This window comes from Fulvivirga lutea (genome assembly GCF_017068455.1).
Classification (GTDB): Bacteria; Bacteroidota; Bacteroidia; order Cytophagales; family Cyclobacteriaceae; genus Fulvivirga; species Fulvivirga lutea.
In genome coordinates this window covers 2,416,867-2,435,593 of record NZ_CP070608.1, presented here as the reverse complement: position 1 = coordinate 2,435,593, position 18,727 = coordinate 2,416,867, and the positions used below count along the sequence as shown (strand labels likewise).

Genomic DNA, 18,727 nt, shown 5'->3' with positions numbered 1-18,727 from the left:
CAAGCTCAAGTTATCTAATCAAAGTTACATCTCCAACACGTGTGGTACGCTGACCATTAGATAATATCAGGTCAAGCTTATACACATACACTCCAGCAGGTAGTAGGTTTCCTTTACTATCATAACCATCCCATCCTATTCTCTTATTATCACTAAAGAAAATCAGGTTGCCCCAACGATCATAAACCCACATTTTAAATTCCTGCACTCCTACGGTAATAGGAAGGAAAATATCATTGGCCAAGTCACCGGAACCTGGCACATTTGGATCAAACTCTGCACCGCCAGAAGGACCATTTAAGTTAGGTGTAAATGCATTCGGTGTTTTAGTAAATCCACCTTCTTCTACAGTTACGGTATCTAATTTTGTACTCACACAACCAAAATCATTGATCGCAGTAAGAGTTACTTCATACTCTCCTTCTAATTCATAAAAATGTTCAGGGTTTCTAGATACCGAGGTATTAAAGTCTCCAAAATCCCATTCAAAGCTAGTAGCACCCTGTGACCTGTTAGTTGGTCTGAATCCATCATCTGGTATGTATACGGTAGTTTGAGTTATAATAAACTCTGCTGTTGGCACTGGATAAGCCGTTATCACTAGGTTATCAAAAGCCTCTTGTCCGTGACCATTATCACCTTTCACTTCAACATTATAAACACCCGGCTGAGTAAATGTAAATGTTGGGTTAGGTGTCTGAATTGTCTGTCCATTAATTGTCCATACTAAATTCTCGACAACTACATTTCTGGATAAAGAAAGATCTTCCCTGTAACTTTCAAAATTCACGTTAAAAGGCGGACAGGCCTCTAAAATATCAGCAGCAGCAATAACTGTTGGCTCCGGAGGTAATACTTCTATAAAGAAGCTACTTACATCGTTACAAACATCGCCAATGGTTGGAGTAGACACTTGCAATTCTGCAACATAACCAAGAGTTCCAAATGTTGATGGCTCAGTAAATGTGTAGGTCAATGTAGGCGAAGTAACATTAATTACTTCATCACCAATTTGTAATGTGTACGTATTAGCTGGGTTGAAATTGTTAAACCTAAATTCAACTGTACCAGTGCCTGAATTAAAATCCAAATTAACTGTAGCATTTGCGTTGGTAAAACCAAATGTATTCAGAGCATCTGCACCTCGAACTTCAAAGTCAGCAATGGCCTCTTCAAAAATAACTTGCAGTGATTCCGTGGAAGTTGCAATACAGCCATTCGCATCTTCAATTTGTACTAATTCATAAGTAACAGATTCAGAAGTTAATTCTGCGTATTGAGACGGCAGGTTGTCTATAACCTCTCTTGTTGTAATACCATTTGCGTCAGTTACATCTAAGGTAAGAGTGAAAGGTGCAGAACCTGTAAAGGCAAACTGAACAGCTTCTACATTACCTGTACATCTAACACGCGTATTGGTACCATCTTGTGGATGAGGAACTATAGAAGCACTTACAGGAGGGCTCAGCGTAAGAGTCACAAAGCCTGGCACAAATCCTTCACAAGGATCATTACCTGTTAATAATGTTTTATCATAGTATGATTCTATGGTGTATCTAATAATGGCTGGGGTTGTTCCAGTATTAGTTAGAACCTGATTTATTCTAGCATTACCATCATTAACCTCTGAACCACTAGATCCATCCACTCCTGCTACACTACCTGAAATTACATCTGCACTCCACTCAAAACGTGTACCAATACCTTGAAGTGGTATATTTGACAAATCACCATCACATCTTACTACCTCGGTATCAATAATCACCACATCAGGAATTGGATTCACCGTAACAAACACTGAAACAGGGTCACCACTACAACTTGCGTCAAACAAAGACTGTGGTGTTACAATGTATTCTAAGGTCTGTGGTACATTAGAATTATTAACTAAACTAAAGAACATTGTTCTTCCTATACTACCATTATCCCCATCCACATTAGCATTATCTGCAACCGTCCATTCTGCAATAACCGAATTTATGTCCACATCAAATGACAGGGTATTAGTAAATGATTCACCGCTACATAATTCAATGTTGGTTAGTGTCGGTGTTACCACACTTCTTGGTCTTACAGTAACCACTACCGTTATAGGGTTTCCACTACATGTACCAGCAACTGTACCAAATGCTCTTGGAGTAATTGTATAAGTTACCGTTTGATTGCTCGTTGTAGGATTATCAAATGCATCCATAATCTGATCGGAGCTAGCATAAAATGTGCCTATCGGGCTAAACCCTGTTACGCCTCCGGTAGCAACTACATTGGTTATTTCAAATTGTATTGTACCAATAGACGGATTAGTAGTGCTTGTTAAATCAATTGATAAATTTTGACCTTCACATATGGTTACAAAACTACTTGAAGCTGTCACTTTTGGAACTGGTAGCACGGTAACCACAACATCTGTAAATAATGGATTCGTACAACCTGCACCGTTATTCGCACCAACTGCTTCAGGCGTAATGTGGTAAGTTACAGTTTGAGGGTCATCAGTGTTATTTATAATCGCATCGGAAATAAAACTACCGTTAGATTTATTTTGTGCAGCAACTGTATACCCTGTCAATAAAGGACTCGAAACTGTAGTAGTAAAATCGAATGTAACATTGCCCGAAGATGGGACAGTAGGTGAATCTAATAAAATACTTACAATATCACCACTACAGATATTTTGATCTGCCGGATCATTAATAGTAATTTCAGGCTCAATTGTTATTACAATTGTAACTTGAGGTCCTCTACATCCTGGTCCACTCACTGGAACAACATCATATTCTACTGTAAGAATCCCATTAGTATTATTAGTAAAAACATCCGTGCTAAGATATGCTGTATTATTTGTTAGACCAATTCCTGCATTCGAACCGCCTGGTACTAATCCGGCAGCAGGTCTAATATCAGTTATATCATAATCCGTAGCTGAAGTACTTGATGGTAACGTTGCCAATATTATTCCAACAGCAGCATCACTGCACACAACATCATTTAGATTGGCTAAAGCCGGTGACGGATTGATAGTGAATGTTACAGTTTGTGCATCTCCTTCGCATCCTGCTGCACTCACAGGCACAATGGTATAAATCACTTGTAATGGAACACTTGTTGTATTTATAAATGTGTCGTTCTGTATTGCATTTGCTCCTTGTCCATCTCCAATATTTGCATTTCCTGCACTTGCAGTTAAGCCTGCTGGTACAGAAATACCATTGATATTATAAGATACTGCTGCCACTGAACCTGCATCTTCTGACAGAATAACCCCGGAAGGAAGCCCTGAACAAACTGGTGTTGGGCTCAATAAAGGATCGAGGACAGGCTCTGGAAGAATTTCAACTTGAATTGTAACCAAGTCTCCCTGGCACCCTGATGCACTAATCGGAATCACATCGTAATCAACTGTTAAAGGTGCATTTGTCAAGTTCTCATATCTATCAAAACGTATGTAAGTTGCACTCACACCATTCTGTGGGAATACAACATTACCAGCTCTTGGTGTTAAGCCTAAAGGAATGGTTACATTCGTTAAATTGTAATTAGCAGCGTTTACCGATACACCATTCGTAGCCAGAGTCACATTGATATTTTCATCACTACAAACCGTATTGTCTAATGCCGGATTTACAACCGGCTCAGGGTTGATCTGGAATCGAACATCAAACTCTTCTCCTTCACATAAATCTCCACTGAGTGTTTCTCTTGGAGTTATTGAATACGTTATGAATACGGGAGAAGAAGTAGTATTTAAATAGGACGTATTAATAGGTGCAGCATCATATACTACCCTATCAGCGTCTGCAGGCACGTTGGCAGGGTCACTTGAAGTTACAGTATAAATGAACTCTGAAGCTAATCCATTAAAGGTATCTATATTGTCCACCTGAATATCGTATACAACAGGATCATCACTACATACAATATTATTGAGATCATCCCCTCCTCTTGGAACAGGAGTTATTTCAAAAAATACATTAAACGGAGTACCAATACACCCACCGGTATCACTAATTGGCGTAATTGTGTAAGTAACTGTTACTGGAACAGTTGATGTATTTGTAAAGGTATCCGTGATTGGAAGGTCTGAAGCTGCCGTTCTATCAAGAGATACTGGTGTTGGAATAACACCCTCATTACTTGATGAAACAACATATGTGAACCTTCCGGGTATTCCATTACCTAATGCATCCACGTTATCAGCTTGAATATCATAGTTAAGCTGCTCACCTGAACAAGTAGGTGCTGGTGTATCAGCAGCTCCCTCAGGACCAGGTATAATGTTAAACCTTACCTGGAATGGATTTCCTTCACAGTTAGTTGCGTCATTAGCAATTGGTGTAACCTCATAAGTTATTAATACAGGAGCTCCAGATGTATTTGTATACGAAGTATTTATTCCTGTTGTACTTGCACTTCCTATCGGTCTGTCAGGATCTGGAGCAACATCAGCCGGACTTGATGATGTAACTGTATAGTAAAATCTACTAGTAATACCATTTGTAATCTGCCCTTGTAAATTAAAATTAATAGCACCACCACCACATACATCAACTGTTGTATTTGAACCTAGCGGTTCTGATTGTATAGTGAATGTAACGGTGAAAGGATCGCCTGTACAATTAGTTCCCTGACTTATTGGTACAATGGTGTAAGTAATATCCACCGGAGAACCTGTGTTGTTCGTATAAGTGTCTGTGATTGGTAAAGGACTCTTAACAGTTCGGTTAGGTGCAGGTGGTACTGATCCACTTGATGAAACAACGGAATATGTGAAATCACTTACTACGGAATTACCATTAATCGCATCATTGATGTTTTGAGCTTGAATATCATAATTCAGAGCAACATCGCTACAGGTTTCATCTGTATCATCAAACCCTTTAGGTTTAGAGTTAAATGTGAAAATCACATCGAAATCATCACCCTGGCATCCATCTACCAAGTTAAATGGCGTAATTGAGTAGGTTATATTAGCAGGTGAACCTGAATCATTAATATAACCATCTGTGATTGGATCTACCGATGGCACCACCCTATTAGCAGCTGCAGCAACATCAGGATTGTCACTGGACACAGTATAAGTGAATTGACTTAATAATCCATTGTTTGCATTTATATTTTGCGTCTGAATATTATATGCTAAAGTAGCATCACTACATAAAGCTGCAGGTGTAGCCAAAGAACCCACGGGTTCCGGGTCTACAGGAACGGTAATCGTATATGGATCACCAGCACAACCATCCGCTGACGTTGGGGTGACCACATAGGTCGCATTCAGCGTGCCGCCTGTTAAGTTCTGTAAGGTCTCTGCGATATTGCCAGTGCCACTGCCGCCTACTACTTGCGTTAAGCCTGCTGGTAATGGGTTTCTTACCCACGTGTACGTGCTTGTACCGCCTAATCCATTCGTTATGTTATCCGGACTCAAACTGAACGCTACATCGCTACACTGGTCTGCTCGCGTGATTGCTGCGCCTACTGGTTCTGGGTCTACAGGTACGGTAATCGTATATGGATCACCAGCACAACCATCCGCTGACGTTGGGGTAACCACATAGGTCGCATTCAGCGTGCCGCCTGTTAAGTTCTGTAAGGTCTCTGCGATATTGCCTGTGCCACTGCCGCCTACTACTTGCGTTAAGCCTGCTGGTAATGGGTTTCTTACCCACGTGTACGTGCTTGTACCGCCTAATCCATTCGTTATGTTATCCGGACTCAAACTGAACGCTACATCGCTACACTGGTCTGCTCGCGTGATTGCTGCACCTACTGGTTCCGGGTCTACAGGTACGGTAATCGTATAAGGATCACCTGCACAACCATCCGCTGATGTTGGCGTAACCACATAGGTCGCATTCAACGTACCGCCTGTTAAGTTCTGTAAGGTCTCTGCGATATTGCCAGTGCCACTGCCGCCTACTACTTGTGTTAAGCCTGCTGGTAATGGGTTTCTTACCCAGGTATACGTGCTCGTACCGCCTAATCCATTCGTAATGTTATCCGGACTCAAACTAAACGCTACATCGCTACACTGATCTGCTCGCGTGATTGCTGCGCCTACTGGTTCTGGGTCTACAGGAACGGTAATCGTATAAGGATCACCAGCACAACCATCCGCTGACGTTGGGGTAACCACATAGGTCGCATTCAGCGTGCCGCCTGTTAAGTTCTGTAAGGTCTCTGCGATATTGCCTGTGCCACTGCCGCCTACTACTTGCGTTAAGCCTGCTGGTAATGGGTTTCTTACCCACGTGTACGTGCTTGTACCGCCTAATCCATTCGTTATGTTATCCGGACTCAAACTAAACGCTACATCGCTACACTGGTCTGCTCGCGTGATTGCTGCACCTACTGGTTCCGGGTCTACAGGTACGGTAATCGTATAAGGATCACCTGCACAACCATCCGCTGATGTTGGCGTAACCACATAGGTCGCATTCAGCGTGCCGCCTGTTAAGTTCTGTAAGGTCTCTGCGATATTGCCTGTACCGGTGCCTGCCGCTACTTCTGTTAAGCCTGCTGGTAATGGGTTTCTTACCCAGGTATACGTGCTCGTACCGCCTAATCCATTCGTAATGTTATCCGGACTCAAACTAAACGCTACATCGCTACACTGATCTGCTCGCGTGATTGCTGCGCCTACTGGTTCTGGGTCTACAGGAACGGTAATCGTATAAGGATCACCAGCACAACCATCCGCTGACGTTGGGGTAACCACATAGGTCGCATTCAGCGTGCCGCCTGTTAAGTTCTGTAAGGTCTCTGCGATATTGCCTGTACCGGTGCCTGCCGCTACTTCGGTTAAGCCTGCTGGTAATGGGTTTCTTACCCACGTGTACGTGCTCGTGCCACCTAATCCATTCGTTATGTTATCCGGACTCAAACTAAACGCTACATCGCTACACTGATCTGCTCGCGTGATCGCTGCACCCACGGGTTCCGGGTCTACAGGAACGGTAATCGTATAGGGATCACCAGCACAACCATCCGCTGACGTTGGGGTGACCACATAGGTCGCATTCAGCGTGCCGCCTGTTAAGTTCTGTAAGGTCTCTGCGATATTGCCTGTACCAGTACCTGCCGCTACTTCTGTTAAGCCTGCTGGTAATGGGTTTCTTACCCAGGTATACGTGCTCGTGCCGCCCAATCCATTCAAAATGTTTGCCGGACTCAAACTAAACGCTACATCGCTACACTGATCTGCTCGCGTGATTGCTGCACCCACTGGTTCCGGGTCTACAGGAACGGTAATCGTATAAGGATCACCAGCACAACCATCCGCTGACGTTGGGGTGACCACATAGGTCGCATTCAGCGTGCTGCCTGTTAAGTTTTGTAAGGTCTCTGCGATATTGCCTGTACCGGTACCTGCCGCTACTTCGGTCAAGCCTGCTGGTAATGGGTTTCTCACCCACGTATAGCTGCTCGTACCGCCTAATCCATTCGTAATGTTATCCGGACTCAAACTAAACGCTACATCGCTACACTGATCTGCTCGCGTGATTGCTGCACCCACTGGTTCCGGGTCTACAGGAACGGTAATGGTATAGGAATCACCAGCACAACCATCCGCTGACGTTGGCGTAACTACATAGGTCGCATTCAGCGTGCCGCCTGTTAAGTTCTGTAAGGTTTCTGCGATATTGCCTGTACCGGTACCTGCCGCTACTTCGGTCAAGCCTGCTGGTAATGGGTTTCTCACCCACGTATAGCTGCTCGTACCGCCTAATCCATTCGTAATGTTATCCGGACTCAAACTAAACGCTACATCGCTACACTGATCTGCTCGCGTGATTGCTGCGCCTACTGGTTCTGGGTCTACAGGAACGGTAATCGTATAGGGATCACCAGCACAACCATCCGCTGACGTTGGGGTAACCACATAGGTCGCATTCAGCGTGCCGCCTGTTAAGTTCTGTAAGGTCTCTGCGATATTGCCTGTACCAGTACCTGCCGCTACTTCTGTCAAGCCTGCTGGTAATGGGTTTCTAACCCAGGTATACGTGCTCGTGCCGCCCAATCCATTCAAAATGTTTGCCGGACTCAAACTAAACGCTACATCGCTACACTGGTCTGCTCTCGTGATCGCTGCGCCTACCGGCTCAGGATCTACCGTCAGCCTTACCACAATTGGTACAGCACTCGTGCTTTCACAACCAGCTGCACTTATGGGAATAACAGTGTAAGAAACTACTACGGGACCACCTGTGGTATTGATATAAGAATCATTAATAACGTAATCAAAGGGCGCACCCGCAGGAAAAGCTCCAGTGGAAGGAATAACAGCATTACCTGCCTCAGGTGTTAATCCATTAGTGTTTAATAAGGTATAATGAAAAGCAGTAGCATTAACACTTCCAGGCTGTTCATCCATTTCTAATCCCGAAATCTCTTGACTGCACACTTCCCTATCCAAACTTGTTGACAGATAAGGCTCAGGTCGAACAGTAAGTGTAATATTCACAGGATTTCCATCGCAGAATTTACCAACTGGATTTTCTGTTGTAGGTACTACAGTGTAAACTACAGAAAGATTGGTAGCAGTCAAGTTTCTAAATCGGTCATTTGCAATAAACCCAGCTGGTACATTAGCATGACTTGTTCCATTTAATGCTGCATTACCCGCATCTTCGAGTAATCCGGGGGTAACAAAAACGCTTGTAATCTGGTAAGATGTGGCAACAGGCACCCCAGTTGTTGAAAATGTAATCCCTGAAAGATCATCACTACAAACTGTCCTGCTCAGACCGGGTGTAATTGTAGGTCTATTTCGAATGGTAACAGTCTCAGGAGCTGCAGCTGGAGAGGTACATCCCAATGTATTAGTTTCAGTCACTGAAATACTTCCACCCGTAGTGCCAAAATTTATCGTAACTGTAGGATCATCTGTTGGTCCAGAAATTGAAGCTCCAGCAGGAATGGTCCAAGCATAAGAAGAAGTAGGATTAGCCGGTGAAACGGAATATATAACTCCGGCTTCGTTCGAGCAGACATCATTAGGTCCAATAATTGAAGGAGCAGAAGGAGCTGTTTCAACCACTATTTGAAGTTGGGTAACAGGTCCTGGACATCCTTCTTGAGTGGTTTCAACAATTTGTAAAAACTCATTATCTGCTAAGGTAATTTCATCATCCAATCGCACAATAACAAACTCGCTTGTCGTACTTCCTAATATTTCAATATCAGGCGTGGTAGATGACCATTGATATGTTGAGTTTGTATTCGTAGCATTATCAATTGAAAGTAAAATTGGGGTAGAACTCAAACAGAAGTTTGCTGGGCTAGCGGCTGGTGACCCACCAATTCTAATCGGATTTGGTGCTGGTAGCGAATTAACTGTAAAGTCTACTTCAGCAAAATTCACACAGCTTGTAATTGTATTTTCTACTCGGGCATAAATTGTAAGTCCATCTGAAACCTCGAAATTCTGTGTTTCTCCAACCCCTGCACCAACAACAATTGGAGAAGAGAAAACAGCCGTTGGTATATCATAGGCTAAAAACCAAGTAACATCTCTATTTGTTAAGTCTCCGTTAGCTACAGCAAGGTTGTAAGCTGTTTCTAGGTTAACACCACCATGAGTAGAAGTGCCTAAAGCGTCCTCGCAAAATGTTCTATCACCAAGAGGTGGTATGGCCGTTGCTGGCAATGTATTTACTGTAAAAGTAATTTGACCATCATTCGTGCAATTGGTGGTATTGTTTTCAATTATATAATATAGAATGTCATTATTACCTACCGGGTGATTGTTAACATCACCAGGGTTAATTGTTAACCCAGGGTTCGTAAACCAAGTTACTGTTCTATTACCTGCAGGTAATGAAGTAATCGAATTTTCATAAGTTGTTAGATCAATTATGGCATTGTCACTATTTCTTGGTTGGTCTTCACAGACCTCTGGTGTTGGATCAATCACATCAGGTAAAGGGTTTCTGGTAATGGTTACCGTACTCGTCTCGTCAGAGCACACACCCAAGGCACTACTAATGGTCCATGTAAAATCTGTGCTGCCTACCGGAAGATTAGTGACCAATGTATTTGGTAGATTAGGGTCAGCAAATACCGGGGCACTTGTTCCTGCTTCTGTGATCGCTACATTATCAAAATAAATTTCATCATTATCAGCATTGTTTTCAACCCGAATAACAATTTGCAATGTTGTACCTGTTAATCCAGAAGCAGAAGCAGTTACAGTAGCAAAATTTCCCGATTGACTACCGGCAGTAAATAAAGTTTCAACACCTCCATTAATTCGGTAAAAAACATTAATGTCATCACCTGCTTCAAGATTCCCATTATTGCTAAGGTCAACCGTCAGATCAACTCCTAAGGGAAAACCACTGATATCAATTATAGGGGTTCTCCAGATAACTTCTCCATCCACATCACGAGCCACGAATTGAGACCCATCAACTCTGAAATAATCTGTACTCGCAGTGAAACTTCCAGCGCTAGCATCCACTGTCCAGGACTCCACCACAGGATCAGTATTTACTGGGCCTGGTCCTTCAACACCTGCTCCATCATCAACAAGACTGTTGAATGAAGCTTGATAAATTACATTGCCAGTTGACCAAGTACCAATTCCTGATCCTGGAATATTCCCACTAAGAGTGTAAAAATCATTACAAGTTGCGTTGTTGCCAACACCATCGGTATCAGCATTTGCCACACTTGGTGCAGTATCCTCAGTTTGTGTTACAGCCACAGCTCCATTACTCAAACAACCAGTAGCGTCAGTTTCAATGGCTGCAAAAAAAGTGGCAGTGGAACTGGTTACAGGCGTAAACTCATTACCATTTGTTCCTCCAATTGTTCCATCTGCCCCCGTTACAGGTGAATTCGTAGTGGGATCCGTGTATGAAGTATACCATCTAACTGTAAATCCACCGGCTGGAACATCAACACTTATTGTCTGACCTGTACCTGGGTCTGAACATGCAATAGCATTAACAGGGCCTGTTGGGTCTGCTGGCCTTGGATTAAGTGTGAAATTAATAATAGTATTTAAAACTGTTAAACAACCAGCTGGGCTTTCAATGGAAACAATTTCAATGTCATGTGGAGAAGGTACTGTACTATTTAATTCAATATCATTAAATACAATAGCTGCTGTTGGATCACCTACTGCATCTGTATCAAAGTTTATAGTTCTGTTCGTACTACCATCAATTCTGTATATGAGAACAAAGCCAGATTGAGATGCGGAATTTGCATCATCTAGACTAAAAAGCAACTCTGGGTTAAATGAAGACGCTCCATCATCACACGCTACATTATTATCCAAAGAAAATGGAGTATCCAGTGAAGGTGCTGTACCGCCAACTGTAATAGATGCGGTTCCGCCTAAACTCGTTGCGTTACACCCATTATTGTCTGATAATGCAGTAATCTCATAGGTACCAGCAGTAACTAACCCTGAAAGAGTAAAAGTGTTGGTAGGTTCAGCAATAGGACCAAAGGTACTTGTACCATCTGTGTATGTTACTTGATATGGAGCCGTTCCTGTTAAGTTCCAAACAATATCGGGAGCCGGGTTACCAGAACAAACTGAACCACCACCTGTTGGCCCTGAGGCAGTTGGTAATGGATCAATAGTAATATCAATTGGTGCAGAAAGTGGACTCTCACAATTGGTTGGATTAACACCAATTACTTGGACATAGTATCTCCCTGATTGAGCAACTGTCGAACGGATTAATTGATTGCTATTTGATTGCTGAACGGGTGTAATCAAATCAGGATCTCTGTACCAAGCATATTCATCTGCATTACCATCAGTATTACTTGATTGCAGTATTATTTGATCTACACCATTGGCACAAATGTTTGTCACCCCTCCTGAGGCTGTAATTGTTGGCGTAGCGGGTATAGGATTTACAGTAATTGTAGTAACTGAACTAGTTTGTGTAAGGCAAGGACCGTTATCTACAACTGCTCTATATTCATACGTTCCTTCAGTCGCTAATATCTCACTAAAAGAAGTATTTCCATTGTTACCTATATCAATAAAACCACCACCATTGAATTGTCTTTCCCAATTTAGAATTGATCCTCTTTCACCAGTAAGTGAAATGACTCCAGTACTCTCTCCTTCACATATATCATTATCAGAGCCTGTCGTTCCTCCTTGAGTTGTACCAAAAATAGTAACTGTGAAAGTTCTATAATTAGAAGGACATGTTGGAGCTGATGAATAAATTCGTCTTACTCTTATAGTCCTCGTAACCGAAGTAAAAGAGCCTCCAATATTAAAATCGGCAGTAATACTATTACCTGAAGTGGCATCCAAATTTACCCCTCCTCCTCCGGTACTACTCCACTCATACTCTATAGCTCCACCGAAAGGATTATTACCGGGAGCTCCAGCTATTGAAAATGTAACATTGTTGGTATTGTTACAAATTGGTGATGTGCCTGTTATAGCTCCTGGTTGAGTTAAATCTTCTCTCACCGTAACTGTTATTTCTACAGGATCACTCTCACAACTATTTGTTGTCCCGATCACATAAGTAGCCCACATGGAGTATATCCCTGGATTGTTAGTATTCAAACCACCAGGAAAGCTTGTAGCAGGGAAGTTTACAGAATTATTGCCGTTTGGATTAGCCGACAAAACGCCACCGGTATTAGGGTCATCATCATACCAGTTTATGCGTGTACTACCTCCTGTTCCAGCAACCGTGAAGTTAACTCCACCTAGCCCATCACCTTCACAGATTATATCGTCTACGGCTGTTGGAGCGGGCGGGATATCTATTATTTCTAAAAAATCACTTGCGCTAACTTGGTTACCCGCAGCATTACCTAGAGAATAGGGATTACACACATTCCAATATTCTATAGTAACATAAAAACGGTCTCCAATATCACGGTTGGCTAATGCCGTTGCAGTTGAAACAGTTGTAATCTGATCTAAAGCCCCAAAAGGCAACTGATTTACAGGGTCATTGAATTCAACCACCCCAATAATGTCACCAGTGCCAATTGCACCAGTACCACCTCCGAATGTAGGAATATATTCACCCGCTATTAGCGCGCCAGTTTCATCAGTTACTTGGACACCCCCAACAAAAACGTTAGGGATTCTATCGGCATCAGCTCTTCCAGCATCCCCGTATATTACTCGCACCCACCTGTCATCATCGTTAGGTTGATCCGGATCATTAATACAGTTTAATGTTGATACATCGGAAAAAGACATGTTCGCCTCATCATTTAAACAAACAAGCTCGGTGTTAGCAATCGTTGGTTGTAAATTAATCACACCGCCACCTTCATTATCTTCATTATGAGAGGCATATGTAACGAACTGTCCTGGGTTACTAGCAATACAAGACGTTGTACCTATTCGAACTAACCATATCGATTCATAAGAACAGTCATTTTCATTATCAGGATAGTTAAATCCATCTGCAGCGGCACTTACCGTAAAAAAATTATTGGGTGAGGATGCCAGTCCGTTTTCATCAGATTCGAATGGAACTAAATCAGACCGGTTATTTGCAGGGTCATTCCACCTAGCTCTAACCACTATATTGCCCAAATTAAAATTTGATGAATTACGAACTCCGGGCACAATACTAAATGTCATTCGTGTTTGAGGGTTGACAGGAGCACAAGGTGGCGTTGGAATTCCAACTAATTCCCATTCAAAATCATCACAGTCAACTATTCTATTATTCACAGAGTTTACGGTGCTTCCTGTAGGTATATATAAAACACTGAAAGAACTAGTACCGATAGGTACGGGAGAACTGAGTGCTATAAATGCGGTATTACCAGAGACGAAAACAGATGAAACTGGAATTGTGCCTCCAGCTAACGAATAATTTGCTACAATATTGGTCGGAGGTGAGTCAAAAACAGCAGTAACTTGCAACTGATTATCCGTTTCGTGGGTAGCAGAAACTAAATTCTGACCAAATAATTCAGTGTTAACTGTTAGATAAAAAAATATAAAGACAACGAAGCGAAAGTACTTCATCATGATTTTAAGGTGGTTGACATTTTTCAAAAGGCTAAAACTAACAATAATCTTAGTAATTAATAATTAGTTTAAATAATTAATCTAATTAATGAAATCTTAGCGTTAATATGAATTTGAATAGAGTTGTAACCTTACATGCGCAGACTTTCGCACTTTTTTAAAGCTTTTTATTTTTTGAGAATAATTAGTGCTGTTAGTTTAAATAAAATCAAGTTATTCTGATACCTTTGCATCCCATAAGTTAAACAACAAAATCACAGCTATTACAACTTATGGCCTCTGCAAAATATATTTTTGTTACCGGTGGGGTAACTTCATCTCTAGGAAAAGGTATCATCTCTGCTTCTCTCGGAAAGCTGCTACAAGCCAGAGGCTATAATGTAACCATCCAAAAATTTGACCCTTATATTAATATCGATCCGGGAACACTCAACCCTTATGAGCATGGCGAATGCTTTGTAACGGACGATGGTGCTGAAACAGATTTAGATCTTGGGCATTATGAGAGGTTTCTTAACTCCCCCACATCCCAAGCCAATAACGTTACTACAGGAAGGATTTATAACAATGTAATCACCAAAGAAAGAAAGGGTGAATATCTTGGCAAAACTGTTCAGGTTGTCCCTCACATAACGGATGAGATTAAGCGCAACATCTACCAGCTTGGTGAAAGTGGAGAGTTTGATTTTGTTATTACCGAGATAGGTGGCTGTGTAGGTGATATTGAATCACTTCCTTTTATTGAAGCAGTACGACAGGTAAAGTGGGATGTTGGTATCAATAATTTTTTAGTGATTCATCTAACGCTCATCCCCTATTTAAGTGCGGCTAAAGAGCTTAAAACTAAGCCAACGCAACATTCTGTTAAACAGCTCTTAGAAGCTGGTATTCAGCCAGACATACTTGTTTGCCGATCGGAAAGGCATTTACCTCAAGATATAAGAAAGAAGCTCGCTCTTTTCTGCAACGTGCACATTAACTCGGTGATAGAAGCACTTGATGCCGAGACTATTTATGATGTGCCGATTTTAATGCGAAAGGAAAAGCTGGCAGAGAGGGTATTATCCAAACTTAAAATCAGCAATAAAGAAGAGCCTAATCTCGACCAATGGAAAAATTTCCTCGGCAAGTTGAAAAACCCAACAGATGAAGTTGAAATTGGTTTAGTTGGTAAATACGTTGAGTTACCTGATGCCTACAAGTCAATTGTAGAATCATTTATACATGCTGGTGCATATAATGAGTGTAAAGTAAACCTGCATTGGATTTCTTCTGAATCGGTAACTCCTGAAAATACAAAAGAAATACTTGGCCAAATGGATGGCGTTTTAGTGGCACCAGGATTTGGTGAAAGAGGTGTTCAGGGGAAAATTGAAGCCATTAAATACGTAAGAGAAAATAACATTCCATTCTTTGGTATTTGCCTTGGTATGCAATGTTCTGTAATAGAATTCTCCAGAAATGTACTAAATATTAAGGATGCCTCATCTACTGAAATTGATCCAAAAACTAAAAATCCAGTGATTGATTTGATGGAGGATCAGAAAATAGTTACAAATATGGGTGGAACGATGAGATTAGGTGCTTATCCTTGCAAACTGAAAAAAGGAAGTAAGGTTTACGGAGTGTACGGCAAACAAAATATTAGTGAACGCCATAGACACCGTTATGAGTTTAATAACAAGTACTTAGAGGCTATTGAAAAGGCTGGCATGAAGGCAACGGGTATTAACCCTGAAACTGGATTGGTGGAAATTGTAGAACTGGAAAATCATCCGTGGTTTGTTGGAACGCAATATCATCCTGAGTTAAAAAGTACGGTACTTAACCCTCACCCTTTATTTGTAAAATTTATAGAAGCGGCAATCGTTAAGAAAAAATCATAAAATAATTCTTTAAAATGGATAAAAATCAAGCAACAGGCTTAATTCTTATAGCCTTAATGCTCATTACATATTTCACGTTTTTTAAACCTGAAGTACCACAACAAGAGGAGTTAGTCGAAACAACTGAAGAAGTTACTCCAAATCTGGAATTACCTGATTCTACATCTGTAGGTGCTGCCCCTACCTTGCCTGACTCTCTAATAAACGTTGAAAACCAAACCAAATTTGGTGTTTTTGCAGCTGGTGCAAAAGGCGAAAGTCAATTAGTGACTCTTGAAAATGAGTTGGTTAAAATTTCAATTGACACCAAAGGTGCTGAGATAAGAGAAGTTATTCTCAAAAACTTTAACTCTAAAGATGAGAATCCTGTTCGTTTAATAACTGATAAAACCAATGAGTTTGTAACTCAAGTCACTTCAATGGGTAAATCTATTGATTTGACCGAGTTATACTATTCAGCCAATACATCAACCATATCTGAAGGTCAGAAAATTACTTTCACACTGAATCTTGGTGGTGGCAAAACAGTTAGTCATGAATACTTTCTTGCAGCTGATAGCTATGAAGTTGGCTACAACCTACGTCTAAGAGGTCTGAACAACGATATAACCAAAGATGAAGTACTGTTCAATTGGAACGAGCAGATGATCACTCAGGAGAAGGACGTAGAAATGAGTAGAATCAACTCTACCGTAAATTATTATACTCTTTCAGATGGTTTTGACGAGATCGCTGAAAGATCTATGGAATACGAAGAGGAAATTATTAACGAACCTATAAAGTGGTCTACGATCAAGCAGCGTTTTTTCCTTTCGGCAATACTAGCTGAAAAAAGCTTTTCAAAAGGTAAGTTTTCTACTGATGTAGATATGGCTAACCCGGAAATGGTTAAAAACGCGAAGGTATCATTAACCATACCAAAAGAAGATGTTACTGCCTCTGAAGGAGCTAATTTCCGCTTTTATTTTGGACCAAATGATTACCACATTACGAGTGAATTCGCAGAAGGCTTTTCTAAAAACCTTTGGTTAGGATATCCTCCAATGCTTTGGGTGAACAAATATGTGCTCATTCCATTATTCGATCTTCTAAACAACGTTCTGAACAATTACGGTCTAATCATCATACTGATTGTATTGATAATCAAACTGGTTTTATCTCCGCTTTCCTACAAGTCATATCTATCTATGGCAAAAATGAAAGTCTTAAAACCTGAGCTAGACGAAATTAAAGAAAAGCATGGTGATGACATGTCAAAGGCTCAGCAGGAGCAAATGAAGCTTTACCAGCAAGTAGGTGTAAATCCAATAAGTGGTTGCTTACCAATGCTACTTCAGATGCCAATTCTCCTGGCCATGTTCTATTTCTTCCCTCAGTCTATTGAGTTGAGAGGTGAAAGTTTCTTATGGGCAGACGATTTATCTAACTACGATTCAATTTTAAGCCTACCCTTTGAAATACCTTTTTATGGAGACCATGTAAGTTTATTTGTTCTTCTGATGACGGCATCCACTATCCTTATCACCTACTCTCAACAACAAGTGAGCACAGTACAAGGGCCAATGAAGTCTTTATCCTACATGATGCCAATTATCTTCATGTTTGTATTGAACTCATACCCTGCTGCCTTAAGCTTCTATTACTTTGTCTCTAACCTTGTAACTTTTGGTCAGCAGGTGTTAATCAGAAGGTTTGTTGACGAAGACAAAATCAGAACTATTCTGGAAGAGAATAAGAAGAATGCTGGCAGCCGGAAGAAGTCTAAATTTCAGCAAAGATTAGAAGATGCTATGAAAGCTCAAGCTCAGAAAAAGGGCAAAAAATAGCATTCTTTAACCATATTATACGAATGGATTAAGCCCTCTAATTGAGGGCTTTTCATTTTCTTTATTTGCAATCACTTTGCTCTTACATAATTCAATTAAACTTATATCTTTGTAGCCCTTATTTAATAAAGGATAGATTCCGAAAAATGCCTGAAATTGCGGCATTCAGATGGTAAAAAGCTCATTAACAGCCTATTAATGCGATAATAAAACTTCTAAGGAATCGATGAAACTAAAACCTAAAAACTACTTCGTTAATGACTAAAATACTAGCCATTGCAAATCAAAAAGGTGGAGTTGGCAAAACAACCACTGCCATTAACCTCGCTGCCAGTTTAGCAGCTTTGGAATATAAGACACTCATTGTAGATGCCGACCCACAGGCAAACTCTACATCAGGAGTAGGTCTTAATCCACGAGAAGTAGAAATTAGCATCTACGAATGCATGGTTGATGGCGTGAGTGTTAAAAAAGCAATCAGCAAAACAGATATTGAATATCTCGATATTTTACCTTCACATATCGACCTGGTAGGTGCAGAAGTAGAGATGGTGAGTATTGAGAGACGTGAGGAACGAATGAAAGACAGCCTTAAAGAAATTGCAGGGGAATATGACTTTGTAATCATTGACTGTTCGCCTTCTTTAGGTTTGATAACCATTAACGCACTAACTGCGGCTGATTCAGTAATTATTCCAGTGCAGTGTGAATATTTCGCTTTGGAAGGTTTAGGTAAATTATTGAACACAATAAAAATCATTCAAACGAGGTTAAATAAACAATTAGAAATTGAAGGGATATTACTAACCATGTACGATGTTAGACTGAGATTGTCTAACCAGGTGGTAGAAGAAGTGCAAACACACTTCAAAAAGATTGTATTTGACACAATCATCCCTAGAAACATAAAGCTAAGTGAGTCGCCAAGTTTTGGTGTACCTGCTATAGCGCATGATGCAGAAAGTAAAGGTGCCGTAAGTTATTTGAATCTGGCTAAAGAGATTCTAATCAAGAACGGCATATCATAA

At 41.0% G+C, this 18,727-nt stretch carries 4 protein-coding genes; 3 read left to right on the top strand and 1 reads right to left on the bottom strand.

Annotated elements, in window-relative coordinates; translation table 11 throughout:
- Window positions 1-10 precede the first annotated feature (10 nt).
- The gene (locus JR347_RS10990) at window positions 11-13,987 is read right to left on the bottom strand and encodes a PKD-like domain-containing protein (RefSeq protein ID WP_205720653.1); all 13,977 of its coding nucleotides are present in this window, start codon (window positions 13,985-13,987) and stop codon (window positions 11-13) included.
- A gap of 272 nt (window positions 13,988-14,259) precedes the next feature.
- Here JR347_RS10990 and JR347_RS10985 point away from each other — a divergent pair, with 272 nt between their 5' ends.
- From JR347_RS10985 to JR347_RS10975, 3 genes are all read left to right on the top strand, one after another.
- Window positions 14,260-15,873: a CTP synthase gene (locus JR347_RS10985; protein WP_205720652.1), complete on the top strand. Its 1,614-nt coding sequence runs from the start codon at window positions 14,260-14,262 to the stop codon at window positions 15,871-15,873.
- Between the two features lie 14 nt (window positions 15,874-15,887).
- Window positions 15,888-17,699: a membrane protein insertase YidC gene (gene yidC, locus JR347_RS10980; RefSeq protein ID WP_205720651.1), complete on the top strand. Its 1,812-nt coding sequence runs from the start codon at window positions 15,888-15,890 to the stop codon at window positions 17,697-17,699.
- A 257-nt stretch (window positions 17,700-17,956) separates the two neighbouring features.
- A complete protein-coding gene (locus JR347_RS10975; protein ID WP_205720650.1) occupies window positions 17,957-18,727 on the top strand; it encodes a ParA family protein in 771 nt (256 codons plus the stop codon).

Excerpts from the sequence above, each read along its gene's own strand:
- yidC (WP_205720651.1), top strand. The coding sequence starts at position 15,888 with ATGGATAAAAATCAAGCAACAGGCTTAATTCTTATAGCCTTAATGCTC.
- JR347_RS10985 (WP_205720652.1), top strand. The coding sequence starts at position 14,260 with ATGGCCTCTGCAAAATATATTTTTGTTACCGGTGGGGTAACTTCATCT.
- JR347_RS10975 (WP_205720650.1), top strand. The coding sequence starts at position 17,957 with ATGACTAAAATACTAGCCATTGCAAATCAAAAAGGTGGAGTTGGCAAA.
- JR347_RS10990 (WP_205720653.1), bottom strand. The coding sequence starts at position 13,987 with ATGATGAAGTACTTTCGCTTCGTTGTCTTTATATTTTTTTATCTAACA.